19 protein-coding genes are annotated in these 22,474 nt (G+C 66.9%); 3 read left to right on the top strand and 16 right to left on the bottom strand.

Annotation, left to right across the window (positions count from 1 at the left end):
* The first annotated feature begins 32 nt into the window (after positions 1–32).
* Positions 33–1,172, top strand: a complete 1,140-nt coding sequence (locus TK49_RS16340) for a PilT/PilU family type 4a pilus ATPase (RefSeq protein WP_045787651.1) — start codon at positions 33–35, stop codon at positions 1,170–1,172.
* A gap of 65 nt (positions 1,173–1,237) precedes the next feature.
* On the top strand, positions 1,238–1,687 hold the full coding sequence (locus TK49_RS16335) for a glutathione peroxidase (protein ID WP_045787650.1): 450 nt from the start codon (positions 1,238–1,240) through the stop codon (positions 1,685–1,687).
* A gap of 16 nt (positions 1,688–1,703) precedes the next feature.
* Here TK49_RS16335 and TK49_RS16330 read toward each other — a convergent pair whose 3' ends face one another.
* The 11 genes from TK49_RS16330 to TK49_RS16280 all read right to left on the bottom strand — a co-directional run bounded on the left by TK49_RS16330 (position 1,704) and on the right by TK49_RS16280 (position 12,377).
* On the bottom strand, positions 1,704–2,402 hold the full coding sequence (locus tag TK49_RS16330; protein WP_045787649.1) for a helix-turn-helix transcriptional regulator: 699 nt from the start codon (positions 2,400–2,402) through the stop codon (positions 1,704–1,706).
* 43 nt (positions 2,403–2,445) lie between these two features.
* On the bottom strand, positions 2,446–2,925 hold the full coding sequence (locus TK49_RS16325) for a cupin domain-containing protein (RefSeq protein ID WP_045787648.1): 480 nt from the start codon (positions 2,923–2,925) through the stop codon (positions 2,446–2,448).
* A 63-nt stretch (positions 2,926–2,988) separates the two neighbouring features.
* Positions 2,989–3,384 carry a VOC family protein gene (locus TK49_RS16320; RefSeq protein WP_045787647.1) on the bottom strand — a complete coding sequence of 132 codons (396 nt, stop codon included), beginning with the start codon at positions 3,382–3,384 and terminating at the stop codon, positions 2,989–2,991.
* A gap of 171 nt (positions 3,385–3,555) precedes the next feature.
* Entirely contained in the window at positions 3,556–4,287 is a 732-nt protein-coding gene (locus tag TK49_RS16315; RefSeq protein WP_045787646.1) for an LrgB family protein, read from the bottom strand.
* Positions 4,284–4,661 carry a CidA/LrgA family protein gene (locus tag TK49_RS16310; protein WP_045787645.1) on the bottom strand — a complete coding sequence of 126 codons (378 nt, stop codon included), beginning with the start codon at positions 4,659–4,661 and terminating at the stop codon, positions 4,284–4,286. Before TK49_RS16310 ends, TK49_RS16315 begins: the two co-directional genes overlap by 4 nt.
* Before the next feature lie 51 nt (positions 4,662–4,712).
* Positions 4,713–5,957: a glycolate oxidase subunit GlcF gene (gene glcF, locus TK49_RS16305; protein WP_045787644.1), complete on the bottom strand. Its 1,245-nt coding sequence runs from the start codon at positions 5,955–5,957 to the stop codon at positions 4,713–4,715.
* Positions 5,958–5,983: 26 nt separating this feature from the next.
* Complete coding sequence (gene glcE, locus TK49_RS16300; RefSeq protein ID WP_045787643.1) at positions 5,984–7,111, bottom strand: glycolate oxidase subunit GlcE; 1,128 nt, start codon at positions 7,109–7,111, stop codon at positions 5,984–5,986.
* 31 nt (positions 7,112–7,142) lie between these two features.
* Entirely contained in the window at positions 7,143–8,057 is a 915-nt protein-coding gene (locus tag TK49_RS16295) for an ion transporter (protein WP_045787937.1), read from the bottom strand.
* A gap of 13 nt (positions 8,058–8,070) precedes the next feature.
* On the bottom strand, positions 8,071–9,570 hold the full coding sequence (locus tag TK49_RS16290; RefSeq protein WP_045787642.1) for an FAD-linked oxidase C-terminal domain-containing protein: 1,500 nt from the start codon (positions 9,568–9,570) through the stop codon (positions 8,071–8,073).
* 498 nt (positions 9,571–10,068) lie between these two features.
* Complete coding sequence (locus TK49_RS16285) at positions 10,069–10,959, bottom strand: LysR substrate-binding domain-containing protein (RefSeq protein ID WP_045787641.1); 891 nt, start codon at positions 10,957–10,959, stop codon at positions 10,069–10,071.
* Positions 10,959–12,377: an FAD-binding oxidoreductase gene (locus TK49_RS16280; protein ID WP_045787640.1), complete on the bottom strand. Its 1,419-nt coding sequence runs from the start codon at positions 12,375–12,377 to the stop codon at positions 10,959–10,961. The genes TK49_RS16285 and TK49_RS16280 overlap by 1 nt, the downstream gene beginning before the upstream one ends.
* Before the next feature lie 121 nt (positions 12,378–12,498).
* Between TK49_RS16280 and TK49_RS16275 the strand changes: the two genes are divergently transcribed.
* Positions 12,499–13,056, top strand: coding sequence for a cob(I)yrinic acid a,c-diamide adenosyltransferase (locus tag TK49_RS16275; protein ID WP_045787639.1), 558 nt, complete (start codon positions 12,499–12,501; stop codon positions 13,054–13,056).
* Positions 13,057–13,140: 84 nt separating this feature from the next.
* On the opposite strand, the gene TK49_RS16270 is transcribed toward TK49_RS16275, so the two are convergent.
* The 5 genes from TK49_RS16270 to TK49_RS16250 all read right to left on the bottom strand — a co-directional run bounded on the left by TK49_RS16270 (position 13,141) and on the right by TK49_RS16250 (position 22,321).
* Positions 13,141–14,043, bottom strand: coding sequence for a mechanosensitive ion channel family protein (locus TK49_RS16270; protein ID WP_045787638.1), 903 nt, complete (start codon positions 14,041–14,043; stop codon positions 13,141–13,143).
* Between the two features lie 172 nt (positions 14,044–14,215).
* The gene (gene aroG / locus TK49_RS16265; protein ID WP_045787637.1) at positions 14,216–15,295 is read right to left on the bottom strand and encodes a 3-deoxy-7-phosphoheptulonate synthase AroG; all 1,080 of its coding nucleotides are present in this window, start codon (positions 15,293–15,295) and stop codon (positions 14,216–14,218) included.
* Positions 15,296–15,671: 376 nt separating this feature from the next.
* Entirely contained in the window at positions 15,672–17,135 is a 1,464-nt protein-coding gene (tldD, locus tag TK49_RS16260; RefSeq protein ID WP_045787636.1) for a metalloprotease TldD, read from the bottom strand.
* Between the two features lie 28 nt (positions 17,136–17,163).
* Positions 17,164–18,027, bottom strand: coding sequence for a carbon-nitrogen hydrolase family protein (locus tag TK49_RS16255; protein WP_045787635.1), 864 nt, complete (start codon positions 18,025–18,027; stop codon positions 17,164–17,166).
* A gap of 4 nt (positions 18,028–18,031) precedes the next feature.
* Positions 18,032–22,321 carry a YhdP family protein gene (locus TK49_RS16250; RefSeq protein ID WP_045787634.1) on the bottom strand — a complete coding sequence of 1,430 codons (4,290 nt, stop codon included), beginning with the start codon at positions 22,319–22,321 and terminating at the stop codon, positions 18,032–18,034.
* Positions 22,322–22,474: the final 153 nt, after the last annotated feature.

The raw sequence follows: 22,474 nt of genomic DNA, 5'->3' as shown, positions 1-22,474 counted from the left end.
GACCACTCACCGACTTCAAGGAGGGGCACGCCATGCTGGACCGCGAAGCCGCCACCAAATACATCCACGAACTCCTGCAGTTGATGGTGAACAGCCGTGGCTCGGACTTGTTCATCACGTCGGATTTCCCGCCCGCCATCAAGGTGGACGGCAAGGTCACGCCGATCTCGCAGCAGCCGTTGAACGCCACGCAGGCCATGAGCCTGGTCAAGGCGATCATGAACGAGAAGCAGCTGCGCGAGTACGAACAGACCCTTGAGTGCAACTTCGCCATCACGGCCCCGGGTGCCGGGCGCTTTCGCGTGTCGGCCTTCGTGCAGCAGGGCCGCGCCGGCATGGTGCTGCGGACCATCAACACGAAGATCCCCTCGCTGGACGAGCTTGACCTGCCGCCGATCCTCAACGACATCGTGATGAGCAAGCGCGGCCTGGTGATCGTGGTGGGCGCCACCGGCTCGGGCAAGTCGACCTCGCTGGCGGCCATGGTGGGGCATCGCAACGCCAATTCGTACGGCCATATCATCACGATCGAAGACCCGGTCGAATACGTGCACGCGCACCAGAACTGTGTGGTCACGCAGCGCGAGGTGGGCGTGGACACCGAGTCGTGGCACGTGGCGCTGAAGAACACGCTGCGCCAGGCGCCGGATGTGATCCTGATCGGCGAAATCCGCGATCGCGACACGATGGAATACGCCATCCAGTATGCGGAAACCGGCCACCTGTGCCTCGCCACGCTGCACGCCAACAGCTCGAACCAGGCCATCGACCGCATCATCAACTTCTTTCCGGAAGAGAAGCGCCAGCAGTTGCTGATCGACCTCTCGCTGAACCTGCGCGCGATGATTGCGCAGCGCCTGCTGCCGCGCAAAGGCAAGAAGGGGCGCGTGCCGGCCGTGGAGATCATGCTGGCCACGCCGCTGGTGCAGGACCTCATCTTCAAGGGCGAGGTGCACGAGCTGAAGGAGGTCATGAAGAAATCGCGCGAGCAGGGCATGATTTCCTTCGACCAGGCGCTGTTCGAGCTGTACGAGGCGGACAAGATCACCTACGAAGACGCCCTGCGCAACGCCGACTCGCTCAACGACCTGCGCCTGCAGATCAAGCTGCACAGCAAGCGCGCCGGGCAGACCGACCTGGCGGCCGGCACCGAACATCTGAACGTGGTGTAAGCGTATCTGGAGACGCCCATGACCGACATCTACGCCTCGAAGCCGATTCGCTGACCGGCCAGCGCGTGCCGTTGTCGCAGTACAAGGGCAAGGTCCTGCTGATCGTCAACACGGCCAGCCAATGCGGGTTCACGCCGCAATACGCGGGGCTCGAGGCGGTGTACAAGCGCCTGCACGACAAGGGGCTGGAAGTGCTCGGTTTCCCGTGCAACCAGTTCGGCAAGCAGGAGCCGGGCAGCGCAGATGAGATCGGCGCGTTCTGCGAGAAGAACTACGGCGTGTCGTTCCCGATGTTCGGCAAGATCGACGTGAACGGGGCGAATGCGCATCCGCTGTACAAGTGGCTCACGTCGGAAAAACCTGGCGTGCTCGGCACCCAGGCGATCAAGTGGAACTTCACCAAGTTCCTACTGCGCCGCGACGGCACGGTCTACAAGCGCTATGCACCGCTGACCAAGCCCGAAGAGATCGTCGGCGACATCGAAATGCTGCTGGCCGAGCCGGATCCGGCCTGACGCGCCGGCTTCAACGTCAGTCCGACGACCCGCGCACCTTGCGCATGAAATCCGCCAGCGAGCGCTCGGCGGATTCGGCGAAGTGGCGTTCGAGAATGTCGACCTTCACGCAGCGGTCGAGGCGGAACGTGCGGTAGTCCTGGCGGTGCTCGCACCATGCGGCCACGAGCCACACCTGGCCCCAGAAGAACAGCCCGAGCGGCTGGATGCAGCGGTCCGTCAGCTGGCCTTGGGCGTCGCGGTAGGACAGCCGCGCCACGGCGTGGCGGCCCAGCGCCGCATGCAGCGTATCGAAGATCTGCTTGACCTCGCTGCCCATGCCGTAGCCGGGCGCGAAGATGCGCGTCGTTTCCGCTTCGGTGCGGCGCTCGGCGGGCAGGGCGCCCATCAGCTTCTCGAGCGCGGCTTCCACGGAGCCGGCCATGGCGCCGCCGCCCCACGCCTTGATCATCCGCGCGCCGGCAACCAGCGCTTCGACCTCATCCGGCGTGAACATCAGCGGCGCGAGGTCGAAATCGGCGCGCATGCGGTAGCCGATGCCGGCCTCGCCCTCGATCGGCACGCCCGAGACGGACAGATCGCGGATGTCCCGATACACCGTGCGCTCGGACACGCCCAGGCGGTCGGCCAGCATCGCCGCCGTGGTCAGACGGCGGCCTCGCAGGATCTGGGCGATCTGGAAGAGGCGGTCGGCGCGGCGTGTCATGCGCGGCATTGTAGTGGGCTTCTTGCCGCGCGCAATCCGCACAATCTTTCCCCTACGCGCCGAAGGGCGTCAGCTCGCGCTGCGGGTGGAGGTCCACCACGTCCACCTGCTCGCCACGGCGCAGCATCCGCTTGCCGAGCCGCGGAAAATCGGCAATCTCGATGTTCAGATGCTCGCCGCCGCACAGGTAGAGCAGGTCTTCCTTGCCGCAGTTGCGCAGGTGGTGCGCCACGCCTGTGGGGAAGGCCATGAAATCGCCGGGGCGGACGATGAAGACGCTGTCATCGATCTCCGCCTGCGCCTCGCCGGAGAGGATGTAGATCCACTCCTCCTCGCGCTGGTGCGAGTGGTAGACGAACGACTCCTTGCCCGGCGGCACGCGGGCGAAATTCACGCCGGTGCGCTTGAGCCCCAGCAGCCGGCCCATCATGGTGCCGTGGATTTCCGACAGGCTGTTCCAGGGGTGTGAAAACGACTGCGTGCGCGCGGCAATGTCGGCAGCGCGCATGAGGTACGGCGATTGACTCGGCATGGTGTTCTTCTCTGTCTTGGTGAGTCGGCCGACGCCCGCGCGCCGGCCTTGGGGAAAGCGGCGTTACTGCTGCAGCAGGTACGCCTGCGTCTTGGCATCGGGCTCATGCAGGCCGATGCGGTTGCCTTCGGTGTCGACGATGTGGGCGATGCGGCCCATGTGGTCGGGCAGCGTCATCGGCCCGAACACGCATCGGCCGCCGCTGCCGTTCACGCGCTCGAGCGCGGCGTCCAGGTCCGGCGCATTCAGGTAGACCACGCTGCCCTTGTCGGACGGTGCAAAGCCTTCGCCCTTGACCAGCGCGCCGTGAATCGTCGTCTCACCTGCCGGGAACACGCCCATCGTCAGGTCGCCCATGTCTTCCTGCTTGAGCCGGGTGTCGAAGACGTTCTCGTAGAACTTCACCGCGCGCCGGAAATCGTTGGCGGGGATTTCAAACCAGTTGATGACGCTTGCCATGATGTTCGCTCCAGTAGGTGGCGCAGGCGGTTGGGAGTGCCGTTGCCGGTTGAGGTGGAGCGATTCTGGCGGGGGGCTCCTGACAGCGTTCTGTCAGGAGCATTCAGGAGGACTGAGGATCGTGTTTCAGGTTGCCCAGGCAGTGAATGCCGGGGCGGAGGGGAAGGCGGCTCAGTGGGGAATCCAGCCCGCCAGCAGCGGCACCAGCACCGCTGTCAGCACGCCGTTCAGGCCCATGCCCAGCGCCGAGAACGCGCCGGCTTCCGGATTGACCTGAAACGCTCGCGCGGTGCCAATGCCATGCGCCGCAATGCCGGTGGCAAAGCCCCGCACGCTGTACTCACGCACGCGCAGCAGGTTCAGCAGCCGCGTCGTGGTCGTCGCGCCGACAATGCCGGTAATGAGCACCAGTACTGCCGTGATGGTCGGCGCGCCGCCGATCTTCTCCGAGATGCCCATGGCGATCGGGATCGTCACCGATTTCGGCGCCATCGAGCGCAGCGTTTCCGGCGATGCACCCAACAGCCACGCGATGCCCACGGCAGACACCACCGCCACGACCGACCCCGCAAGCAGCCCGGCCATGAGCGGCAACGCGTGGCGGCGCAGCTTCGCCCATTGCTGAAACAGCGGCACCGCCAGCGCCACCGTGGCCGGCCCCAGCAGGAAGTGCACGAACTGCGCGCCGTCAAAGTAGGTCTTGTAAGGTGTGCCTGTCACGGTCAGCAGCGTGCCGAGGATGACGACCGCAATCAGCAGCGGATTGACCATCGGGTTGAAGCGGCTGCGCTCATGCAGACGCACGCCGATCAGATAGGCGATGAGCGTGGCGGTCAGGCCCAGCAGTGGGCTCGCAGCGAGGTACACCCAGAGCTGGTGCAGGTTAGGGGCCATCGCGCTCATGGGGCGAGCTCCTCGTGCGATTCGCCGTGGTCTCCGATGCGGCGCATCAGCGCGCGCGTGACCAGCGCCCCGGCGGCAATCGCCAGCCATGTCGATACGACGGTCGCCACCACGATCGGCAGCCATTCCTGCCCGATGCGGTTCAGTTGCGTCATGACGCCTACGCCGGCCGGCACGAACAGGATGGTCAGGTGCCGCAGCAGTTCACTCACGGTGCCCTGCATGACTTCGAGCACGCGGCCCTTGTCCACCAGCAGGTAAATGACCAGCAGCACCATGCCGATCACCGGGCCGGGCACGGGCAGGTGCAGGGAATACGTCAGCAGCTCTCCCACCGACTGGAACGTCAGCAGGATCGCGAAGGTTTGCAGCATGGGGCCTCCGGAACAAACGAAGCGGCCAGTATAGAACTGGGTGCGTTCGTTTCAGACGAGCATGCGGTCGACCAGCTCGATCCAGTGTTCGACCGGCGTGTCGGTGCCGCTTTGGAGATGCGTGACGCAGCCGATGTTGGCGGTGACGATGCGCTCGGGCTGCGTTGCTTGCAGCTTGGCGAGCTTGTCGTCGCGCAGCCGGTAGGCGAGTTCCGGTTGCAGCACCGAATACGTCCCCGCCGAGCCGCAGCACAGGTGGCTGTCGGCGCAGAGCTTGACGTCCACACCCAGCGAGCCGAGCAGTGTTTCCACCGCGCCGCGTATCTGCTGGCCATGCTGCAGCGTGCAGGGCGGGTGCCACGCCACGCGCGGGCGTTGCGCTTCGGGTTTGGCCTTCTGCAGAAGCTGCTGCGAAAACGCCGGCAGCACCTCGCACAGATCGCGCGTCATGGCGGACACGCGTGCCGCGCGCCCGGCATAGGCCGGGTCGTCGCGCAGCAGGTGGCCGTATTCCTTGACCATCGCGCCGCAGCCGGAGGCCGTCATGACGATGGCCTCGGCGCCCGCTTCGATGTGCGGCCACCACGCGTCGATGTTGGCGCGCATGTTGTCGAGGCCGCCCGTGTGGTCGTTCATGTGATACCGGATGGCGCCGCAGCAGCCCGCGCGGTCTGCGCTGACGAGCTGCACGCCAAGCTTGTCGAACACGCGCGCCGTGGCCGCGTTGATGTTCGGTGACATGGCCGGCTGCACGCAGCCTTCGAGCAGCAGCATCCTGCGTGCATGCGCGGTGCGGGGCCGTGCACCGGCCCGCGGCTGCCTGGCCGGCACCTTGTTGCGCAACACCGGCGGCAGGAGCCCGCGCACGGCCTGCCCAACCTTCAGCGCCGGGCCGAACAAGGCCGGACGGGTCAGGCCCTCGCGCAGTGCCCAGCGCACGGCGCGCTCGCCCAGCGGCCGCGATTGGCCCTTCGCATCGAGCTGGTCTTCGACGATCTTGCGGCCGATCTCCACGAGGCGCCCGTAGGTCACGCCGGACGGGCACGTCGATTCGCAGTTGCGGCAGGTCAGGCAGCGGTCCAGGTGCAGGCGCGTCGCGGCGCCGGCGGGCTGGCCCTCCAGCACCTGCTTCATCAGGTAGATGCGCCCGCGTGGGCCGTCCAGTTCGTCGCCGAGCAGCTGGTAGGTCGGGCAGGTGGCGGTGCAGAAACCACAGTGCACGCACTTCTGCACGATGCTTTGGGCTTCTTCGCCGTCGGGGGTGTTGCGCAGGAACGCCGCGAGCGTGATTTGCATGATGGGCTTGCGTGAGAAGTCGGCAGTCAGAACGCTGAATACAGGCGGCCCGGGTTGAAGATGCCGTGCGGATCGAAGCTGTCTTTCAGGCGTTTGTGTACGGCCATGAGCGGCGCCGAGACCGGCGTGAAGACATCGGCGGCGCGGTCGCCGTTGCGGAACAGCGTGGCGTGGCCACCGGCCTGGCGCGCGGCATCGCGGATGACGTGGGCGGGGGTGCTGGCGGTGTCGATCCACCAGCGCTGGCCGCCGCCCCATTCGATGAGCTGCTCGTCGGCCGACGTATGACCCAGGGCCAGCGGCGGCGTGGCCGGGGGCAGGGCGATGCGCCACAGCGGCAGGCCGCCCTGCACGGCGCGCGCAAAGAACGTGTGCGACTGCTCCCGCAGGTCGCGCCAGAACCCGCCGGCTTGGGCATCGTCCACACGCTCGCCGCCGAGCTTCGTGATTGCCGCGCGCACCGCCGCATCGGCCCCGCTCAGGCGCACCCACAGTGCACCGTCGATCCATGCCGATGCTGCAATCGGCAACGGCTGGCCGCCCCAGCGGTTGAGCGTGTCGATGGCCTCGGCCTGCGGCACGGCAAAGCGCAGCGTCGCATCGCAGAACGGCATCGGCAGGACTTTCAGCGACACCTGCACCACCAGGCCGAGCGTGCCCAGCGCACCGGCCATCAGGCGCGAGACGTCGTAGCCCGCCACGTTCTTCATGACCTGACCGCCGAAGTTCAGCAGGTCGCCGCGGCCGTCCATGACGACCGCGCCGAGCACGAAATCGCGCAGCGCCCCCACCGATTGCCGGCGCGGGCCCGAGAGGCCCGATGCAAATGCGCCGCCCACCGTGGCGGTTTTGCCGTCTGCGGCAAAGTGCGGCGGCTCGAAGGCGAGCATCTGCCGGTGTTCGGCCAGCGCCGCTTCGATCTCGGTGAGGGGCGTGCCGCTGCGTGCGGTGACGACGAGCTCCGCGCAGTCGTAATCGACGATGCCGGACCACTCGCGCGTATCCAGCACGGTGCCGTGGGGCGCGGGCGAGCGACCGTAGAAATCCTTCGTGCCGCCGCCGCGCAGGGTGAGCGGCGTCCGGCTGGCGGTGGCCTGCGCGATGGCCTCGCGAAAGCGCGCGAGCGTGGGTGGGAGGGCGATGTTGTCTTGCATGGCTTGCTGTCGAAGCGTCGGGCGCGGCAGCCTACTCGCTGTGCGCAATCTGTGTGGGGTGCGGTGGCAGCTTGGTGCCGCAGCGCTTGCAGAACGCAGCATCGGCGTCGTGGCCTTCGGTGCCGCAGTGCGTGCAGGTGCGGGGGCTGGACGGACTCTGCCGCATCGTGCTCACGAGCTCCGCGCCGATGATGCCGGTGGGGAACGCGATGATGCTGTAGCCGAGCAGGATGGTCATCGACGTGATGAACTGGCCCAGCGGCGTGCGCGGCACCAGGTCGCCGAAGCCCGTGGTGGTGAGCGTGACCACCGCCCAGTACATGCTGACCGGAATGCTGGTGAAGCCATGCTGCGGCCCTTCCACCACGTACATCACCGTGCCGAGGATGATGGTGATGATAAACACGGTGCCCAGGAACACGAAGATCTTGTGCCGGGCGTTCAGCAGCGCACGCAGCAGGATCTGCGCCTCTTCAAAGTACACCGTGATCTTCAGGATCCGGAAGATCCGCAGCAGGCGCAGCAGCCGCACATCGAGCAGGTAGGCCAGTTCGGGCACAAAGATCGCCAGCCACGTTGGCAGGATCGAGATGAAGTCGATGACGCCGTAAAAGCTCAGCACGTAGCGCCAGGGCTTGCGCACCACGAGGATGCGCATGACGTATTCCGCCGTAAACAGCAGCGTGAAGAGCCACTCGAGCACCGTGAAGAGCGTGCCCGCGCGGCCGCTTACGCTCGGCAGGCTGTCGAGCATCACCACCAGTACGCTGGCGAGGATGGCCCCCAGCAGGGTCAGGTCGAACAGCCCGCCCGACCGTGTTTCGGCTTCAAAGATGATGGTGTACCAACGCGCGCGCCAGCCGCTCTCGGGTTTGCCGAGATATTCGCCAAGCCGCGCGTTGTGGGCGTGCCAGCGGTTGCGGCTGGTGCGGGGCGGGTTCCTCATGGCCGTCATGTGTTCAGAAACGGGGCAGGTCCGGATGCGGCAGCAGCCCGTTGCGCACGTGCAGCCTGCCGTATTCGGCACACCGCGCAAGCGTGGGGATGGCCTTGTCGGGGTTCAGCAGGCGCGCCGGGTCAAACGCCGCTTTCACGCGCAGGAAGGCGTCACGCTCCTCGGCAGAGAACTGCACGCACATCGAGCTGAGCTTCTCCACGCCCACGCCGTGTTCGCCCGTCACCGTGCCACCGAGTTCCACGCACGTTTCCAGGATGTCTGCGCCGAACAGCTCCGCACGGTGCCATTCGTCCTGGTCTTCGCCGTTGAAGAGGATGAGCGGATGCATGTTGCCGTCGCCGGCGTGGAACACGTTGATGCAGCGCAGGGCGTACTTCTGCTCCATCTGCTGGATGCGTCGCAGCAGCGTGCCGATGTGCTTGCGGGGGATGGTGCCGTCCATGCAGTAGTAGTCCGGCGAGATGCGCCCGGCTGCCGGGAAGGCATTCTTGCGTCCGCTCCAGAACTTCAGGCGCTCGGCCTCGCTTTGCGAGACCTGGATCCGCGTGGCACCCGAGGCGCGCAGCACTTCGCTCATGCGCGCGATTTCTTCGGCCACTTCTTCGGGCGTGCCGTCGGATTCGCACAGCAGGATGGCGGCCGCGTCCAGGTCGTAGCCGGCGCAGACGAATTCCTCCACGGCGGCGGTGGCGGGCTTGTCCATCATCTCCAGCCCGGCCGGGATGATGCCCGCGGCAATCACCGCGGCGACGGCGTTGCCGCCCGATTCCACATCGTCGAAGCTCGCCATGATCACCTGCGCCAGTTGCGGCTTGGGGATCAGGCGCACGGTCACTTCGGTCACCACGGCCAGCATGCCTTCGGAGCCGATCACCGTGGCCAGCAGGTCGAAGCCGGGGGCGTCGGGCGCTTCGCTGCCGAATTCGACGACCTCGCCGTCCATCATCACGGCGCGCACGCGCAGCACGTTGTGCACGGTCAGGCCGTATTTCAGGCAGTGCACGCCACCCGAGTTTTCGTTCACGTTGCCGCCGATGGTGCAGGCGATCTGCGACGACGGATCAGGCGCGTAGTACAGCCCGTGCGGGTTGGCGGCTTCCGAAATGGCGAGGTTGCGCACGCCAGGCTGGACCACGGCCGTGCGCGTGTACGGATCGACCTTCAGGATGCGCTTGAACTTGGCCAGCGAGAGGACCAGCCCACCTGGGGTCGGCATCGCGCCGCCCGACAGGCTCGTTCCCGCGCCGCGCGGCACCACGGGCACGCCCATGCGGTGGCACACGCGCAGGATTTCGACGACCTGCGCTTCGGTATCCGGCAGTACCACGGCCAGCGGCACCTGCCGGTAGGCGGCCAGGCCATCGCATTCATACGGGGTGGTGTCTTCGCGCTCCCAGAGCAGCGCGTCGTCGGACACGATCTGGGACAGCGCAGCGGTCAGCTCGGCCTGCAGGGCGGTCAGATCGCGGGCGGTGGCGGACGACGACGATGGCGCATTCATGGGGTGTCTCTCATGGTTCTGCCCGCCAGCGGTGGCCGGGGTGGGAGGCACTATAGCCCGGCCGCCGCGCCGCGCGGCGTGTTAAGGACTTTTGCGGCGATGAATTTGGCTCGCCGGGGCGGCCAATCCGGTTCATCGCGGTGCAGCAGGGTTTCGCCGCCCGTTGGTGGAGGTCCGATCTTCACGATCGAGCCTTTGACTACCAGCGGCGGGGTTCAAAACACCGACCTTCACACTAAAAGTTTCGAATCTGAGGTTCGGATACCTCACGCGTGAGGCAAATACAGTCGGCGTTGATGAAAAAAACAGCAACGATGACGTTCGGAACGTCGACGTCGAGGCCCAGAGGGTCGACCCATGACGCTTTTTGCTCCGACGTTGCTGCATTTTTCATCAACGGTGGGGTTCCGAACGTCAACGTCGATACTAAAAGTTTCGAATCCGGCGGTTTGAGGCCCGGCGACGCGCCTCCACTGCCCACGGGTGGTGGCTGACGGCTTACCAATCCAGCCCGAGCAACCAGTCCACAAAATGCTGCGCCTCGGGCTTCATCGGTGCCTGCTCGCGCTGCACGATGTAATAAGCATGTGGCGACGTCGATTCGATGTCCAGCAGCCGCACGATCTGCCCCGAGGCCAGCCAGTTGCGCGCCATCGCCTGCCGCACCAGCGCCACGCCCTGGTTGGAGGCGACGGCTTCCAGCATGAGCCCGATGTCGTTGAAGAGCGAACCCGTGGCAGGCTCCGGCGCATCGAGCCCCGCTGCCTCGAACCACGGGCGCCACGGCTCCAGCGGGCTGCGCAGCAGCGTGAGGTTCAGCAGTTGCGATGCCTCGGTGATGGTGCTGCCGCTGATCTGCTCGAAGTAGCCGCGTCCGCATGCGGGAAACACCGGCTCGTTGAGCAGGAGCGTGGTCTTCAGGTCGGGGTAGCGGCCGGTGCCGTAGCGGATCTCGACGTCGGTGTCTTCGGCCTTCACGTCGAGGAACGGGATGGCGAGGTGCAGCTCCACGTCGATGTGCGGATACAGCGCGTTGAACTCCGGAATGCGCGGCACCAGGTGCTGACGCCCGAACGTGGGCGGGATTGCCACACGCAGCCGCGCGCGCTGCTTGCTGAATTCCGGGCGGGCCAGCTCATGCAGGCTCTTGAGCGCGTCCTGCACGCTGCGCAGGTAGCGCGTGCCGGCGGCGGTGAGCCGCAATGCCGTGCCGGTGCGCACGAACAGGTCTTCGCCCCACAGCTCCTCGAGGTTCTTGATGCGGTGCGAGACCGCGCTGGGCGTGACGGACAGCTCCTCGGCCGCGCGCGCGAAGCTCGCATGGCGTGCGCCGGCTTCAAAGGCAATCAGCAGGTGCAGCGGAGGAACGCGCTTGAAGACGGAGGCCATTACAGGTGGAAGATCTTGCCGGGGTTGAGGATGTGCTTCGGGTCCAGCGCCTGCTTGACGCTGCGCATCAGGTCGATCGCATCGTTGCCGTGTTCGGCGATGAGGAAGTCCATCTTGTGCAGGCCCACGCCATGTTCGCCCGTGCAGGTGCCGTCCATGGCAATCGCTCGCGCGACGATGCGCTGGTTGATGCGCTCGGCTTCTTCCAGTTCTTCCGGCTTGTTCGGATCGATCAGCAGCGCGACGTGGAAGTTGCCGTCGCCCACGTGGCCGACGATGGGCGCGGGCAGTTGCAGCGCGCTGGCCAGCAGGTCCTTCTCGGTCTCGACCACGCACTCGGCCAGGCGCGAGATCGGCACGCAGACGTCGGTGGTGACAGCGCGGCAGCCCGGCTTGAGTTGCAGGAACGCGAAGTACGCGTTGTGTCGGGCGTTCCACAGGCGGCTGCGGTCTTCGGGGCGTGTTGCCCATTCGAAGCCCTGGCCTTGATGTTCAGCGGCGATCTGCTGGACGGTCTCGGCCTGCTCCTGCACGCCATGCTCCGAGCCGTGAAACTCGAAGAACAGCGTCGGCATCTCGGGCAGCGTCAGCTTGTCGTATTGGTTGATCGCCCGGATGGCGAGCGCGTCGACAAACTCCACGCGCGCAATCGGCACGCCCATCTGGATGGTGTCGATCACGGCCGACACCGCATCGCCCATGCTCGGGAAGGCGCACACCGCCGCGGACACGGCTTCGGGCTGCGGATACAGCTTCAGCGTGATCTCGGTGATGATGCCGAGCGTCCCCTCGCTGCCGATGAAGAGGCGCGTGAGGTCGTAGCCCGCCGACGATTTGCGCGCGCGGTTGGCCGTCTTGATGATGCGGCCGTCTGCCGTGACGACCGTCAGGTTCAGCACGTTCTCGCGCATCGTGCCGTAGCGCACGGCGTTCGTGCCGGACGCGCGCGTCGCGCACATGCCGCCGATGGACGCATCCGCACCGGGGTCGATCGGGAAGAACAGACCGGTATCGCGAATCTCGGTATTGAGTTGCTTGCGCGTGACGCCCGGCTCCACCGTCACCGTCAGGTCTTCCGGGTGCACCGACAGCACGTGGTTCATCTGCGAGAGATCGAGGCTCACGCCGCCGGCCACCGCGAGCAGATGGCCTTCGAGCGACGAGCCGGCGCCATACGGGATCAGCGGAATTTCGTGTTCGAAGCAAAGCTTGGCGACGGCAGCGACTTCCTCGGTGGTCTGCGCGAAGACGACGGCGTCGGGCAGCATCGGGTCGTAGGCGGATTCATCGCGGCCGTGGTGGGCGCGCACGGCTTCGGTGGTGGAGACGCGGTCGCCGAAGCGGGCACGCAGCGCGTCGAGCATGACCGGGGGGATCGGCTTGCGCACCAATCCGGGATGGGGCATCGGGTGGTTCATGGGGGTCTCGCAATGTTGTGCGGCTCTCGGCGGGCCAATGGATCATTCTAACGCCGGGGTTGCACGCCGCTTGCGATAATGGCGGCTTGCAACGCGCCAATACAGCAACAGGAGACGCATCTTGGGCAACCGCCTATCCAAAATCGCCACCCGCACCGGCGACGACGGCACCACCGGCCTCGGCGACGGCAGCCGCACGGCCAAGGACAGCCTGCGCATCGCCGCCATCGGCGATGTCGACGAACTGAACTCGCACATTGGCGTGCTGCTGACGGAATCGCTGCCCGACGGCGTGCGCGCGGCGCTCACCGCCATCCAGCACGACCTGTTCGATCTGGGTGGCGAACTCTGCATTCCCGGGTACACGATGGTGACCACCGCGCACGTGCTGCGGCTCGACCAATGGCTGGCCGATTACAACGCCGATCTGCCGCGGCTGGCCGAATTCATCCTGCCGGGCGGCAGCCGCGCCGCGGCACAGGCGCATGTGTGCCGTACCGTCGCGCGCCGCGCGGAGCGCAGCATCGTCGCACTCGGCCGCGCAGAGGCCCTTGGGGAGGCGCCGCGCCAATACGTCAACCGCCTGTCGGACCTGCTGTTCGTGCTGGCGCGCGTGCTGAATCGCGCAGACGGCGGCACGGACGTCCTCTGGAAGCGCGACGAGCACAAGCCGGCGTAATCGCCGTCCGCATCAAACAAAACGGCCCGGCGAGGTGACGTTGCCTCGCCGGGCCGTTTGCCTTTGCTTTTGCGGTGCGCAGAATCAGTTCACGCTTGTCGGCGTCGTCGTGCTTTGCGCCACGGCGGCCAGCCCCGCCAATTGGCCCGGCGTGGTGATGGTCAGCGCCTGCGATGGCGTCGGCGCCGGGAAGCCGGCTTCGGCCAGCGCTTCCTTGATCGTGCGGTTGGTGTCGAAATAGACCTGCCAGTAGTTGTCGTTGTGCGTGTACGGGCGCACGGCCAGCACAGGCCCGACCAGGTTGAACTCCAGGATCTCAACATCGACCGCCGGATCGGTCAGCACGTTGGGAATGGCGGCCACCTTTTCCTTGAGCAGCGCGATGGCGGCGCGGTGATCGGCACTGCCGGCCAGTTGCGCCTTCAGCTCGACGCGGCGGAACGGGTTGGAGGTGTAGTTCTGGATCGTGTCGGCGAAGATCTTGCCGTTGCCGACAATCGTGACCACGTTGTCCGGCGTGTTGATGGTCGTGGCAAACAGGCCGATCTCCTTGATCGTGCCCGTCACGCCACCGGCCGTCACGAAGTCGCCCACCTTGAACGGCCGCAGCACGATCAGGAACGCGCCCGCCGCAAAGTTGGACAGCAGGCCCGACCATGCCATGCCGATCGCCACACCGGCTGCGGCAATCAGCGCCGCGAACGTCGTCGTCTGGATGCCGAAATAGCCGAGGATCCCGATCACCAGCAGCACATTCAGCGTGACGGTGATGATCGAGCCCACATAGCGCAGCACGGTCGGATCGACCTTCTGCCTGCCAAGCGAGTTTTCGACCATGCGCACGGCCAGGTTGATGAGCCAGCGGCCCACCACCCAGAAGACAATGGCGGCGAGGATCTTCATGCCGACGTCGGCCGCGTATTGCGCGACGAGCGCCTGGTACTTGCTTGCGGTGTTGGTGGCGGTTTCCACCAGATTGTCTGCCATGGTTGCCTCCGGGAGGTGAGCAGGGGGAACTCACCTACGATATGTCAAAGGCAACGCACTTGTGTGACTTTGGCGCCTTTTGCTCACATTTGTTGTAGATCGGCGCGGGCCGCACCGAAACAAAAAGGACGCCCGCAGGCGCCCTTCCGTGAAGCAGTGAGGCTCAGTTCACTCAGTTGCCGCTGCCCGGTACCAGACGGCGCTTGCGCACGGCGTCGGCCAGCGTTTCGAGCACCTTCACCGAATCGTCCCAGCCGATGCACGCGTCGGTCACGCTCTGACCGTAAGCCAGGTCGGATACCGGCGTGCCCTGGACGTGGTCCTGGCGCCCGGCGTTGATGTGCGATTCCACCATCACGCCGACGATGCGGTTGTCGCCCGCGGCCATCTGGCGGGCAATGTCTTCGCACACCGGGATCTGGTTCTCGTGCTTCTTGCTGCTGTTGGCGTGCGATGCATCGATCATCAGGCGCGCGGCCAGGCCCGATTTGGCGATGGCGTCACACGCTTCCTGCACGCTCGCCGCGTCATAGTTGGGCGCCTTGCCGCCGCGCAGGATGATGTGGCAATCCTCGTTGCCGGCCGTCGACACGATGGCCGAGTGGCCGCCCTTGGTGACCGACAGGAAGTGATGCGGCTGCGACGCGGCCTTGATGGCGTCCACGGCGATCTTCACGTTGCCGTCGGTGCCGTTTTTGAAGCCGACCGGGCACGACAGGCCCGAGGCCAGTTCGCGGTGCACCTGGCTTTCGGTGGTGCGCGCGCCGATGGCGCCCCAGCTCACGAGGTCCGCGATGTACTGCGGGCTGATCATGTCGAGGTATTCGGTGCCGGCCGGCAACCCCAGCTCGTTGATGTTCATCAGCAACTCCCGCGCGGTGCGCAGGCCGTCGTTGATCTTGAAGCTGCCATCCATGTACGGGTCGTTGATCAGGCCCTTCCAGCCGACCGTGGTGCGCGGCTTCTCGAAGTACACGCGCATGACGATTTCGAGCTCGTTCTTGAAGCGCTCGCGCTGCTCGACCAGGCGGCGGGCGTAGTCCATCGCTGCCTTGGTGTCGTGGATGGAGCACGGGCCGATGATGACGATCAGGCGGTCGTCCATGCCGTGCAGGATGCGGTGCATGGCGTTGCGGCTCTGGTAGATCAGTTCCGACACGGTGTCGCTGCACGGGAATTCGCGAATCAGGTGCGCCGGCGGCGTCAGCTCTTTCAGTTCGCGAATGCGCAAATCGTCGGTGTTCTTCGGCATGGAAAGCTCCGGGGATGTGTCTTGAGTTCTATCGGAAACGTCTACTGTGTTCGGATCATGTTTCGCGTCGGTGCCGGGGTGGGGCAGGTGACAGGACGAAAAAAAACCGCCAGGGTCGCTGGCGGTTTTCGGTATCTGCTGGGTGCTTTTATTTTTGCTGCAAGCGCCCCTCTCCTTCCGCCAGCGGTGCGAGATGCCAAAAGTAAAAGTAAAAAAACTTGGCGAAGGACATGGAGAGAATGCGAAGGACTGCAGCAAAAATCAGGGAAGCGCTACTGCGCCGCACCAATCGAACCGTCTTTATAAACGCTTTTCTTGAGGGCCGCAAGCGCGGAGTTTCCGGGCCTGCGGCATCCAAACGACGGTGCCGCGGCAATCAAACCGTGCCGCCCACCGTCATGTTTTCCATGCGCAGCGTCGGCTGGCCGACGCCCACCGGCACGCTCTGGCCTTCCTTGCCGCACACGCCGATGCCCGAATCGAGGCGCATGTCGTTGCCGATCATGGTCACGTGCTTGAGCGATTCCGGGCCGCTGCCGACGAGCGTCGCGCCCTTGACCGGCGCGGTGATCTTGCCGTCTTCGATCAGGTAGGCCTCGCTGGCGGAGAACACGAACTTGCCGTTGGTGATGTCGACCTGGCCGCCCCCGAAGTTCACCGCATACAGCCCTTTCTTCACGCTGGCGATGATCTCCTGCGGGTCCTTGTCGCCGCCCAGCATGTAGGTGTTGGTCATGCGCGGCATCGGCAGGGCGGCGTAGCTCTCGCGGCGGGCGTTGCCGGTTACGGGCATCTTCATCAGGCGCGCGTTGAGCGTGTCCTGCATGTAGCCGGTCAGGATGCCGTCTTCGATGAGCGTGTTGCACTGCGTGGGGTTGCCCTCGTCGTCGAGGTTCAGCGAGCCGCGGCGGTTGGCCAGCGTGCCGTCGTCGACCACGGTGACGCCCTTGGCCGCCACGCGCTCGCCCATGCGGCCGGAAAACGCCGACGAGCCCTTGCGGTTGAAGTCGCCTTCCAGGCCGTGGCCGATGGCCTCGTGCAGCAGCACGCCGGGCCAGCCCGGACCGAGCACCACCGTCATCGTGCCGGCCGGTGCCGGCTTGGCTTCCAGGTTGACGAGCGCGGAAGAGACCGCCTCGTCCACGTATTCGCGCAGCAGCTCGTCGGTGAAGTAGCCGTAGGCATAGCGGCCGCCGCCGCCGGAGCTGCCCATTTCGCGGCGACCGTTCTGCTCGGCAATGACGGTGACGGAGATGCGCACCAGCGGGCGCACATCCGCGGCGATGACGCCGTCGCTGCGTGCGACGAGCATCACGTCGTACTCGCCGGCCAGGCCGGCCATCACCTGCACCACGCGCGGGTCTTTGGCGCGGGCGAGCTTTTCGATCCGCTCGAGCAGGGCAACCTTTTCGGAGGCCGTCATCGAGTCGAGCGGGTCGTTCGGGGCATACAGCGCATGGCCGCCGGGGCCGCTCGCCAGGCTGCTCGCCACCTTCACGCGGCCCGAGCCGACGCGGCCGATGGTGCGCGTGGCACCCGCGGCCTGCATCAGTGCGGGCAGGCTGATGTCATCGGAATACGCAAACGCGGTACGGTCGCCCGAGACGGCGCGCACGCCCACGCCCTGGTCGATGCTGAAGCTGCCCGACTTGACGATGCCTTCTTCCAGGCTCCACGCCTCGTTGCGGGTGTATTGGAAATAGAGGTCGGCATAGTCGACGCGGTGCGTGAAGATGTCGGCCAGCGCGCGCTGCAGGTGCGCTTCGTCAAGGCCGTACGGATCGAGCAGCACGCGGCGCGCGATGGACAGGTTCTGGATGGCGATGTCGCCTGCGTTCATGGTGGTGGTCCTTTGAAATTCGGTTGGGCTACATCACACGGTGTTTGAGCGCCGGCAGATCCTGGCGCACCTGCGCAAGCCGGGCCGGGTCCATGTCGCCGATGGCAATGCCTTCGCCCTCGGGCACGGAGGCGATGATCTCGCCCCACGGATCGACCAGCATGGAGTGGCCCCACGTGCGGCGGCCGTTTTCATGGCGCCCGCCCTGTGCAGCGGCGAGCACGTAGCACTGGTTTTCGATGGCGCGGGCGCGCAGCAGGATGTCCCAGTGCGCGGCGCCCGTCACATAGGTGAAGGCAGCCGGCATCAGAATCAAGTTGAGGCTTCCGCCCGCCGACAACGCGCGGTACAGCTCCGGAAAGCGCAGGTCGTAGCACACCGACATCCCCACGCGGCCGCACGGCGCATCGAAGGCGACCGGCGCGGCGCCGGGTTCGATGGTGCGGGCCTCATCGTAGCGCTCTTCACCGCGCACGAAGTTGAACAGGTGGATCTTGTCGTAGCGTGCGACGCGCAGGCCGGCGGGGTTGAATGCGAGCGACGTGTTGCGCACGCGCTGCGCGTCTTCGCACCACATCGGCAGGGTGCCGCCGACGAGCCACAACTGGTGCCGGCGCGCGGCATCGGCCAGGAACGCCTGGATCGGGCCGTTGCCGTCGTCCTCGCGGATGGCGACCTTGTCGCTGTCCTTGCGGCCCATCATGCAGAAGTACTCGGGCAGCAGCGCCAGCTGTGCGCCCTGCGCGGCGGCCTCGGCGAGCAGTGCATCGGCGCGGGCCAGGTTGGCATCCACGTCGATGCCGGTCACGGTCTGGACGGCGGCAACGCGAAAAGGTGCATCAAAGGCCGCATGGGACGCGGACGGGGCGGGGGCAACGGTAGCGGAAGTCATGGGCCTATTTTGCCGAGGTTTCGGAATGACTGCCTGCGCCGGCGCTGGACGCGACCTTCTCGATCTTCGGGTCGGCCCAGCTTCCGGTCACGTGGTATTGCGTGGCGAACGCCTTCGAGACCTGGTCACCGAGGATCAGCTGCGCCGCAAGCGTGCCGAGCCCCAGCGCCGGATTGATGAACGCGGCGGCCAGCGAGGCCGACGTGGCATCGACCTTGGGCGTGACCTTCACGCGCAGATCCTGCGTCTCATCGAGGATGTTGGCCGACCCCTGCATGGCGACCTGGAACTGCGGCCCGCGGACGGCGAAATCTTCCGTGCGCGCGACACCGTTGGTGATGGTGCCGGTGGCCACGACGCTGTCAAAAGGCGTGCCGCGCCCCGTGGCGCTGCGCAGGTCGGTGGCGAAGTGCAGCAGCCCCTGCAGGCTCAGCACGCCGGCCAGCTTGGCGAGCCCCGGATCGACCGGCAGGAACTGGCCCCGCTCCAGGTTCAGCGCCATGCGGCCGTTGAGCGTCGGGTAGTCGATCGACATCGGCGAGCCGCGCCAGACCACGCGCCCTTCGAGCTTGCCCTTGGCGCCGTCGAGCACCTTGGCGAAGCCCATTTTCTGCAGCAGGTCGCCGGAGTCGCGCAGATCGAGGTTGAAGTCGAGCAGCGTGCGGCGTTCCGGGTCGTCGCTGCCGCGCAGGCGGCGTGGAATGCGCCAGGTGCCGTGCGCGGTGAGCGTGGCGGCAGGCTGTTCGATCTTGAGCGTCTCGAGCGTCCAGACCGGTGCCCCGTCGCTGATCTGGCTGCGCGCCTTGATCTCGAGCTTGCCGAGGGCCTTGCCGCGCAGATCGAACTTGTCGGCCACGAGGTCCAGCGACGGCATCTCCTGCGAGCTGCGCGCCAGGGATTCCGTCAGCGCCGTCTCTTCCTGCGCATCGGGGATGCTCATGCGCGACAGGCGCATCGTGAGCTCGCCGAACGGCACGGCTGCGCTTTCGGCGTGCCAGCGCGCGGCACCGGCAATCTCGCGCGATTCGATGGTCGATTGCCAGTTCGCGCCGTCGCGCGTGGCGTCGATGCGCACCGCGTTGAAGTCGCGGCCCAGGATGCGCAGCGTCTGGGCACGCCCGCTCAGGCGGCTCGGCAGATAGGCGTTGTGGCTGGCAGACGTCTTGGGGGCCGAGGCGGCAGCGGCGTGTTCGGTGGCAATCTGCGCGGCGCTCTTGTTAGCGGTGGGAGCGGCGAAGACGTGGCGCCAGGCGTCGATGTCGAGCTGGTCCAGTGCCAGATTGGCCTGGACGCCTTCGGCCGGCTGCGGCACCGGCTGTCGCACGCCAATGCCGCCACGCAGCACTTCGACGCCGCCGGCGCCGCTGCGCTGTTCATAGCGCGCGGTGGCGACGTTGCCAAGCTGCAGCGTGATCTCGTCGAGGGCGTTGTTGGCGGCCAGCGGTTGCATCTCGAAGCGCACCGGCAGCGGCTGGCCCGCGGCCTTGTTCAGCGGCGCCGGCAGGCGCACGGTCATCGGCGTGAGGTCGGACTGCACCTGGATGATCGGCCGATGCTGCTTGACGCTGATGGTCGCGCTGTAGGGCGCGCTGCCCTCCAGTGCGCGCGCTACCGCGGCGACCGGGCTGCCTTCCGGCGTGGTTTCGCGCAGGCCCTGTGCCGACGCCGTACCCGCCACCTGAATGCGGATCGTGCCGTCGGGCGCGGTCCCGCCGGTGGGGCGGATCTCGCCGCCGGCAAAGCGTGCACGCAGGTTGTCGAAGCCGATGCCCTTATGGGTGAAGGTCAGCGCGCCGGTCACATCGGTCAGTGGCGGGGCCTGCGGAATCAGCGTGACATCGTTGCGCAGGAACGAGACGCTGCCTTGGGCGCGCGTCGAATGCATCTCGTGCAGCGGCAGCTCGAGCTTGAGCGCCAGCGTGGCGTTGCCCTGCGCGCGCGCCTCCTTGGTGAAGTGGCCGATCCACTGGCTGACCGGGCTGGCCTCGACGTACTGCAGGAAGTTCTGTGTCGCCCCGTCGCCCTTGCCTTCGATGGTGAGGACCGGGTTGTGGTCTTCCATGTCGGGCAGGTTGCCGCCTACGTCCTGCAGGTTCACGCCCATCACCTTGGCGCGCGCCACCTTGAAGGCAAGCGACGACCGATCGAAGATCACCGTGCCGTCGATGTTGGTGAATGCGGGCCATTCGCCGGGGTGCGTCGGCGTGCGCCCCGGCGGGCTGTGGGCCGCCTGCGCCGGGGCCGGCTGATACGTCACGTTCTGCACCGGGACCTCCACCCGGAACGCGCCCTGGTGCGGCGGCCGGAACGGAAAGTCGTGCAGGTCACCCGCCAGCGCGAAGCTGACGTTGCTCGCGCTGCCGGCCAGCAGTGCGCCGCCCAGGTAATCGCGCAGATGCTGGCTGATGGACAGCGGCAGGTAGCGCGGCACGCGCGCCACTTCGGCGCGCTCGAGCGTGCCCTTGAGGTCGAGGCTGCCGAGGCGGCTGGTGTCCGGCGCATGGCGGTAGGTGCCTCCGACGCGCGCCGCGAGGTCGCCATTGGAGAAGGTCACGTTGTCGCTGGCGACGACGAGTTCCTGCTTGCGGTACGTCCAGTTGAAGGTGCCTTGCAGGCGATCGAGCGGCACGCGCGGCTCGGCGAAGGTGCCGGGCAGCAGCAGGGCGGCGTCGGCGGAATCGATGCGCAGCGTGCCCTTGTCATCCGAAAACGTTGCGTTGCCGGAGAGGTTCTCGACGCCCGGCACGGCCGGCTCCGGGTGGTGCCCTGGCGGCACGGCGGGCAGCTCGCCCGGGCCGAACGAGACCTGGCGCATGGTGGCGCGGCCGGTAAAGTGCACCGGCGCCGATGCCGAGGCCTGCGGGCGCCAGCGCGACACATCGCGCTGCCAGTGGATGTCGAGATCGTCGACGCGGCCGGTGGGCTGCCTGGTGCGCAGCGGTTGCAGCACGCTCGCCGGCAGCGGCAGCGCGGTGGCGATGCTGCGCAGGTCGGCCAGGTCCAGCGTGGCGGCCTTGATCTTCAGTACGCGCAGCGCATCGCGCTTGTCGAGTGCCCAGCCGACGGTGACATTGCGCAGGCCGCGCGGCGTGCCGGCGGGGTTGGCCGGCGCCTCGATGCCGGGGCCGGCCAGTTCGGGCATCGACGGCGGTTGCGCCGGCGGATTCAGTGGCTGCCAGAGCAGCGTATCGAAGCGCACGGTGTGCTCGCCGCGCGTATCCCGCTGGTGCGTCGCCAGCGCCTGAAGGCTGCGCAGCTGGAGCGGGTCGAGATCCTTGCGCACTTGCAGATCGAGCTGCTGTCCGGTCAGCCGCGCCTGGCTGCGCGTGAAGGCGCCATCGGCGAACTCCACCGAGCCGTCGGACGACACGGTGCCGCTGTTGGCGGCGGCCAGAACCGGTACGTAGCGTTGCACGGCCGCCAGCTGCAGCGTGTCGACCTGCCATGAGGCCTGGCCGTGCCAATGGCGCCAGTCGCCGGGCCGGGCCAGCAGGTCGTGGCGGAAGTCGGCGTGGAACTTGATGGGACCGTTGAACAGTGTGGGCGATGTGCCGCTGGCGTCGACCCGGTGCCGCGTGGGGCCGCTGCGCAGCCGGATGCGCACGTTGCCCAGCGCGACCTCGGGCAGGTTCCGCCGCTCGTCGAGCCAGCGCACGGCGCCTTCGCGGAAGTCGATGTCGCCCTGGGAGAGCAGCTGGTCGAAGAAGTCGCTGTCGCCGCCGGTGTCGGGCGAGAGCGGCATGCCGGCGACGATGAGCCTGCCCTTGGCGTCTCGGCGGACCAGCACGTCGGCGCGATCGGCATGCAGCACGGCAAACGTGATCTGCATCCGCAGCAGCGAGCGCCAGGACAACCGCGCCTGTACATCCTGCACGGCAAACGTGCGGCGCCCGGCGGGGTCGCGCGCCTCGATGCGCTGGGCCCGGAAGGCGGGATGCCAGCCCTCCCAGAAGGTCTCGAGCGAGCCGATGCCCACCGTGGCGTGCAGTGCGCTCGACGCCTCGCGCTCCATCCATTCGCGCGCGACACTTGCGCGCGGCCACAGGACAAAGCGCACCACGAGCATGCCGATGACGGCCAGGACCACCAGCGCCACCGCCGTTTTCCACACGAGGCGCCACAGTGTGCGCCAGACGCGCGCGCCGGCCACGGAGCGCATGCCGGCGCCCGCCTTGCCTGCCAGCCCCATCAGACGCGCCCAGGCCGTAGGCCGTCCTGCCCCGCCCGGGGAGAGGGTGCTGGTGTGTCCACCATCGGACTTCGGCGATTCAGGGAACTGGGGCGGGCGGGGCATGATGCGGATTATCCGATATTCGGCAGGCGGCGCCACATTTGCTGCCCTGCCGACCGGCAAGCACGCCGGATGCCCGCGAAAGTCAGTGGTCACCGACCGGCCCCGCGCGCATTTCAGCGAGAATGGACGTTTCCGCCAACGCTTGATTGGGTT

The sequence above is a fragment of the Ralstonia mannitolilytica genome, assembly GCF_000954135.1.
Classification (GTDB): domain Bacteria; phylum Pseudomonadota; class Gammaproteobacteria; order Burkholderiales; family Burkholderiaceae; genus Ralstonia; species Ralstonia mannitolilytica.
Note: the sequence above shows the minus strand (reverse complement) of the source record. Positions and strands in the feature narration are given on the sequence as shown.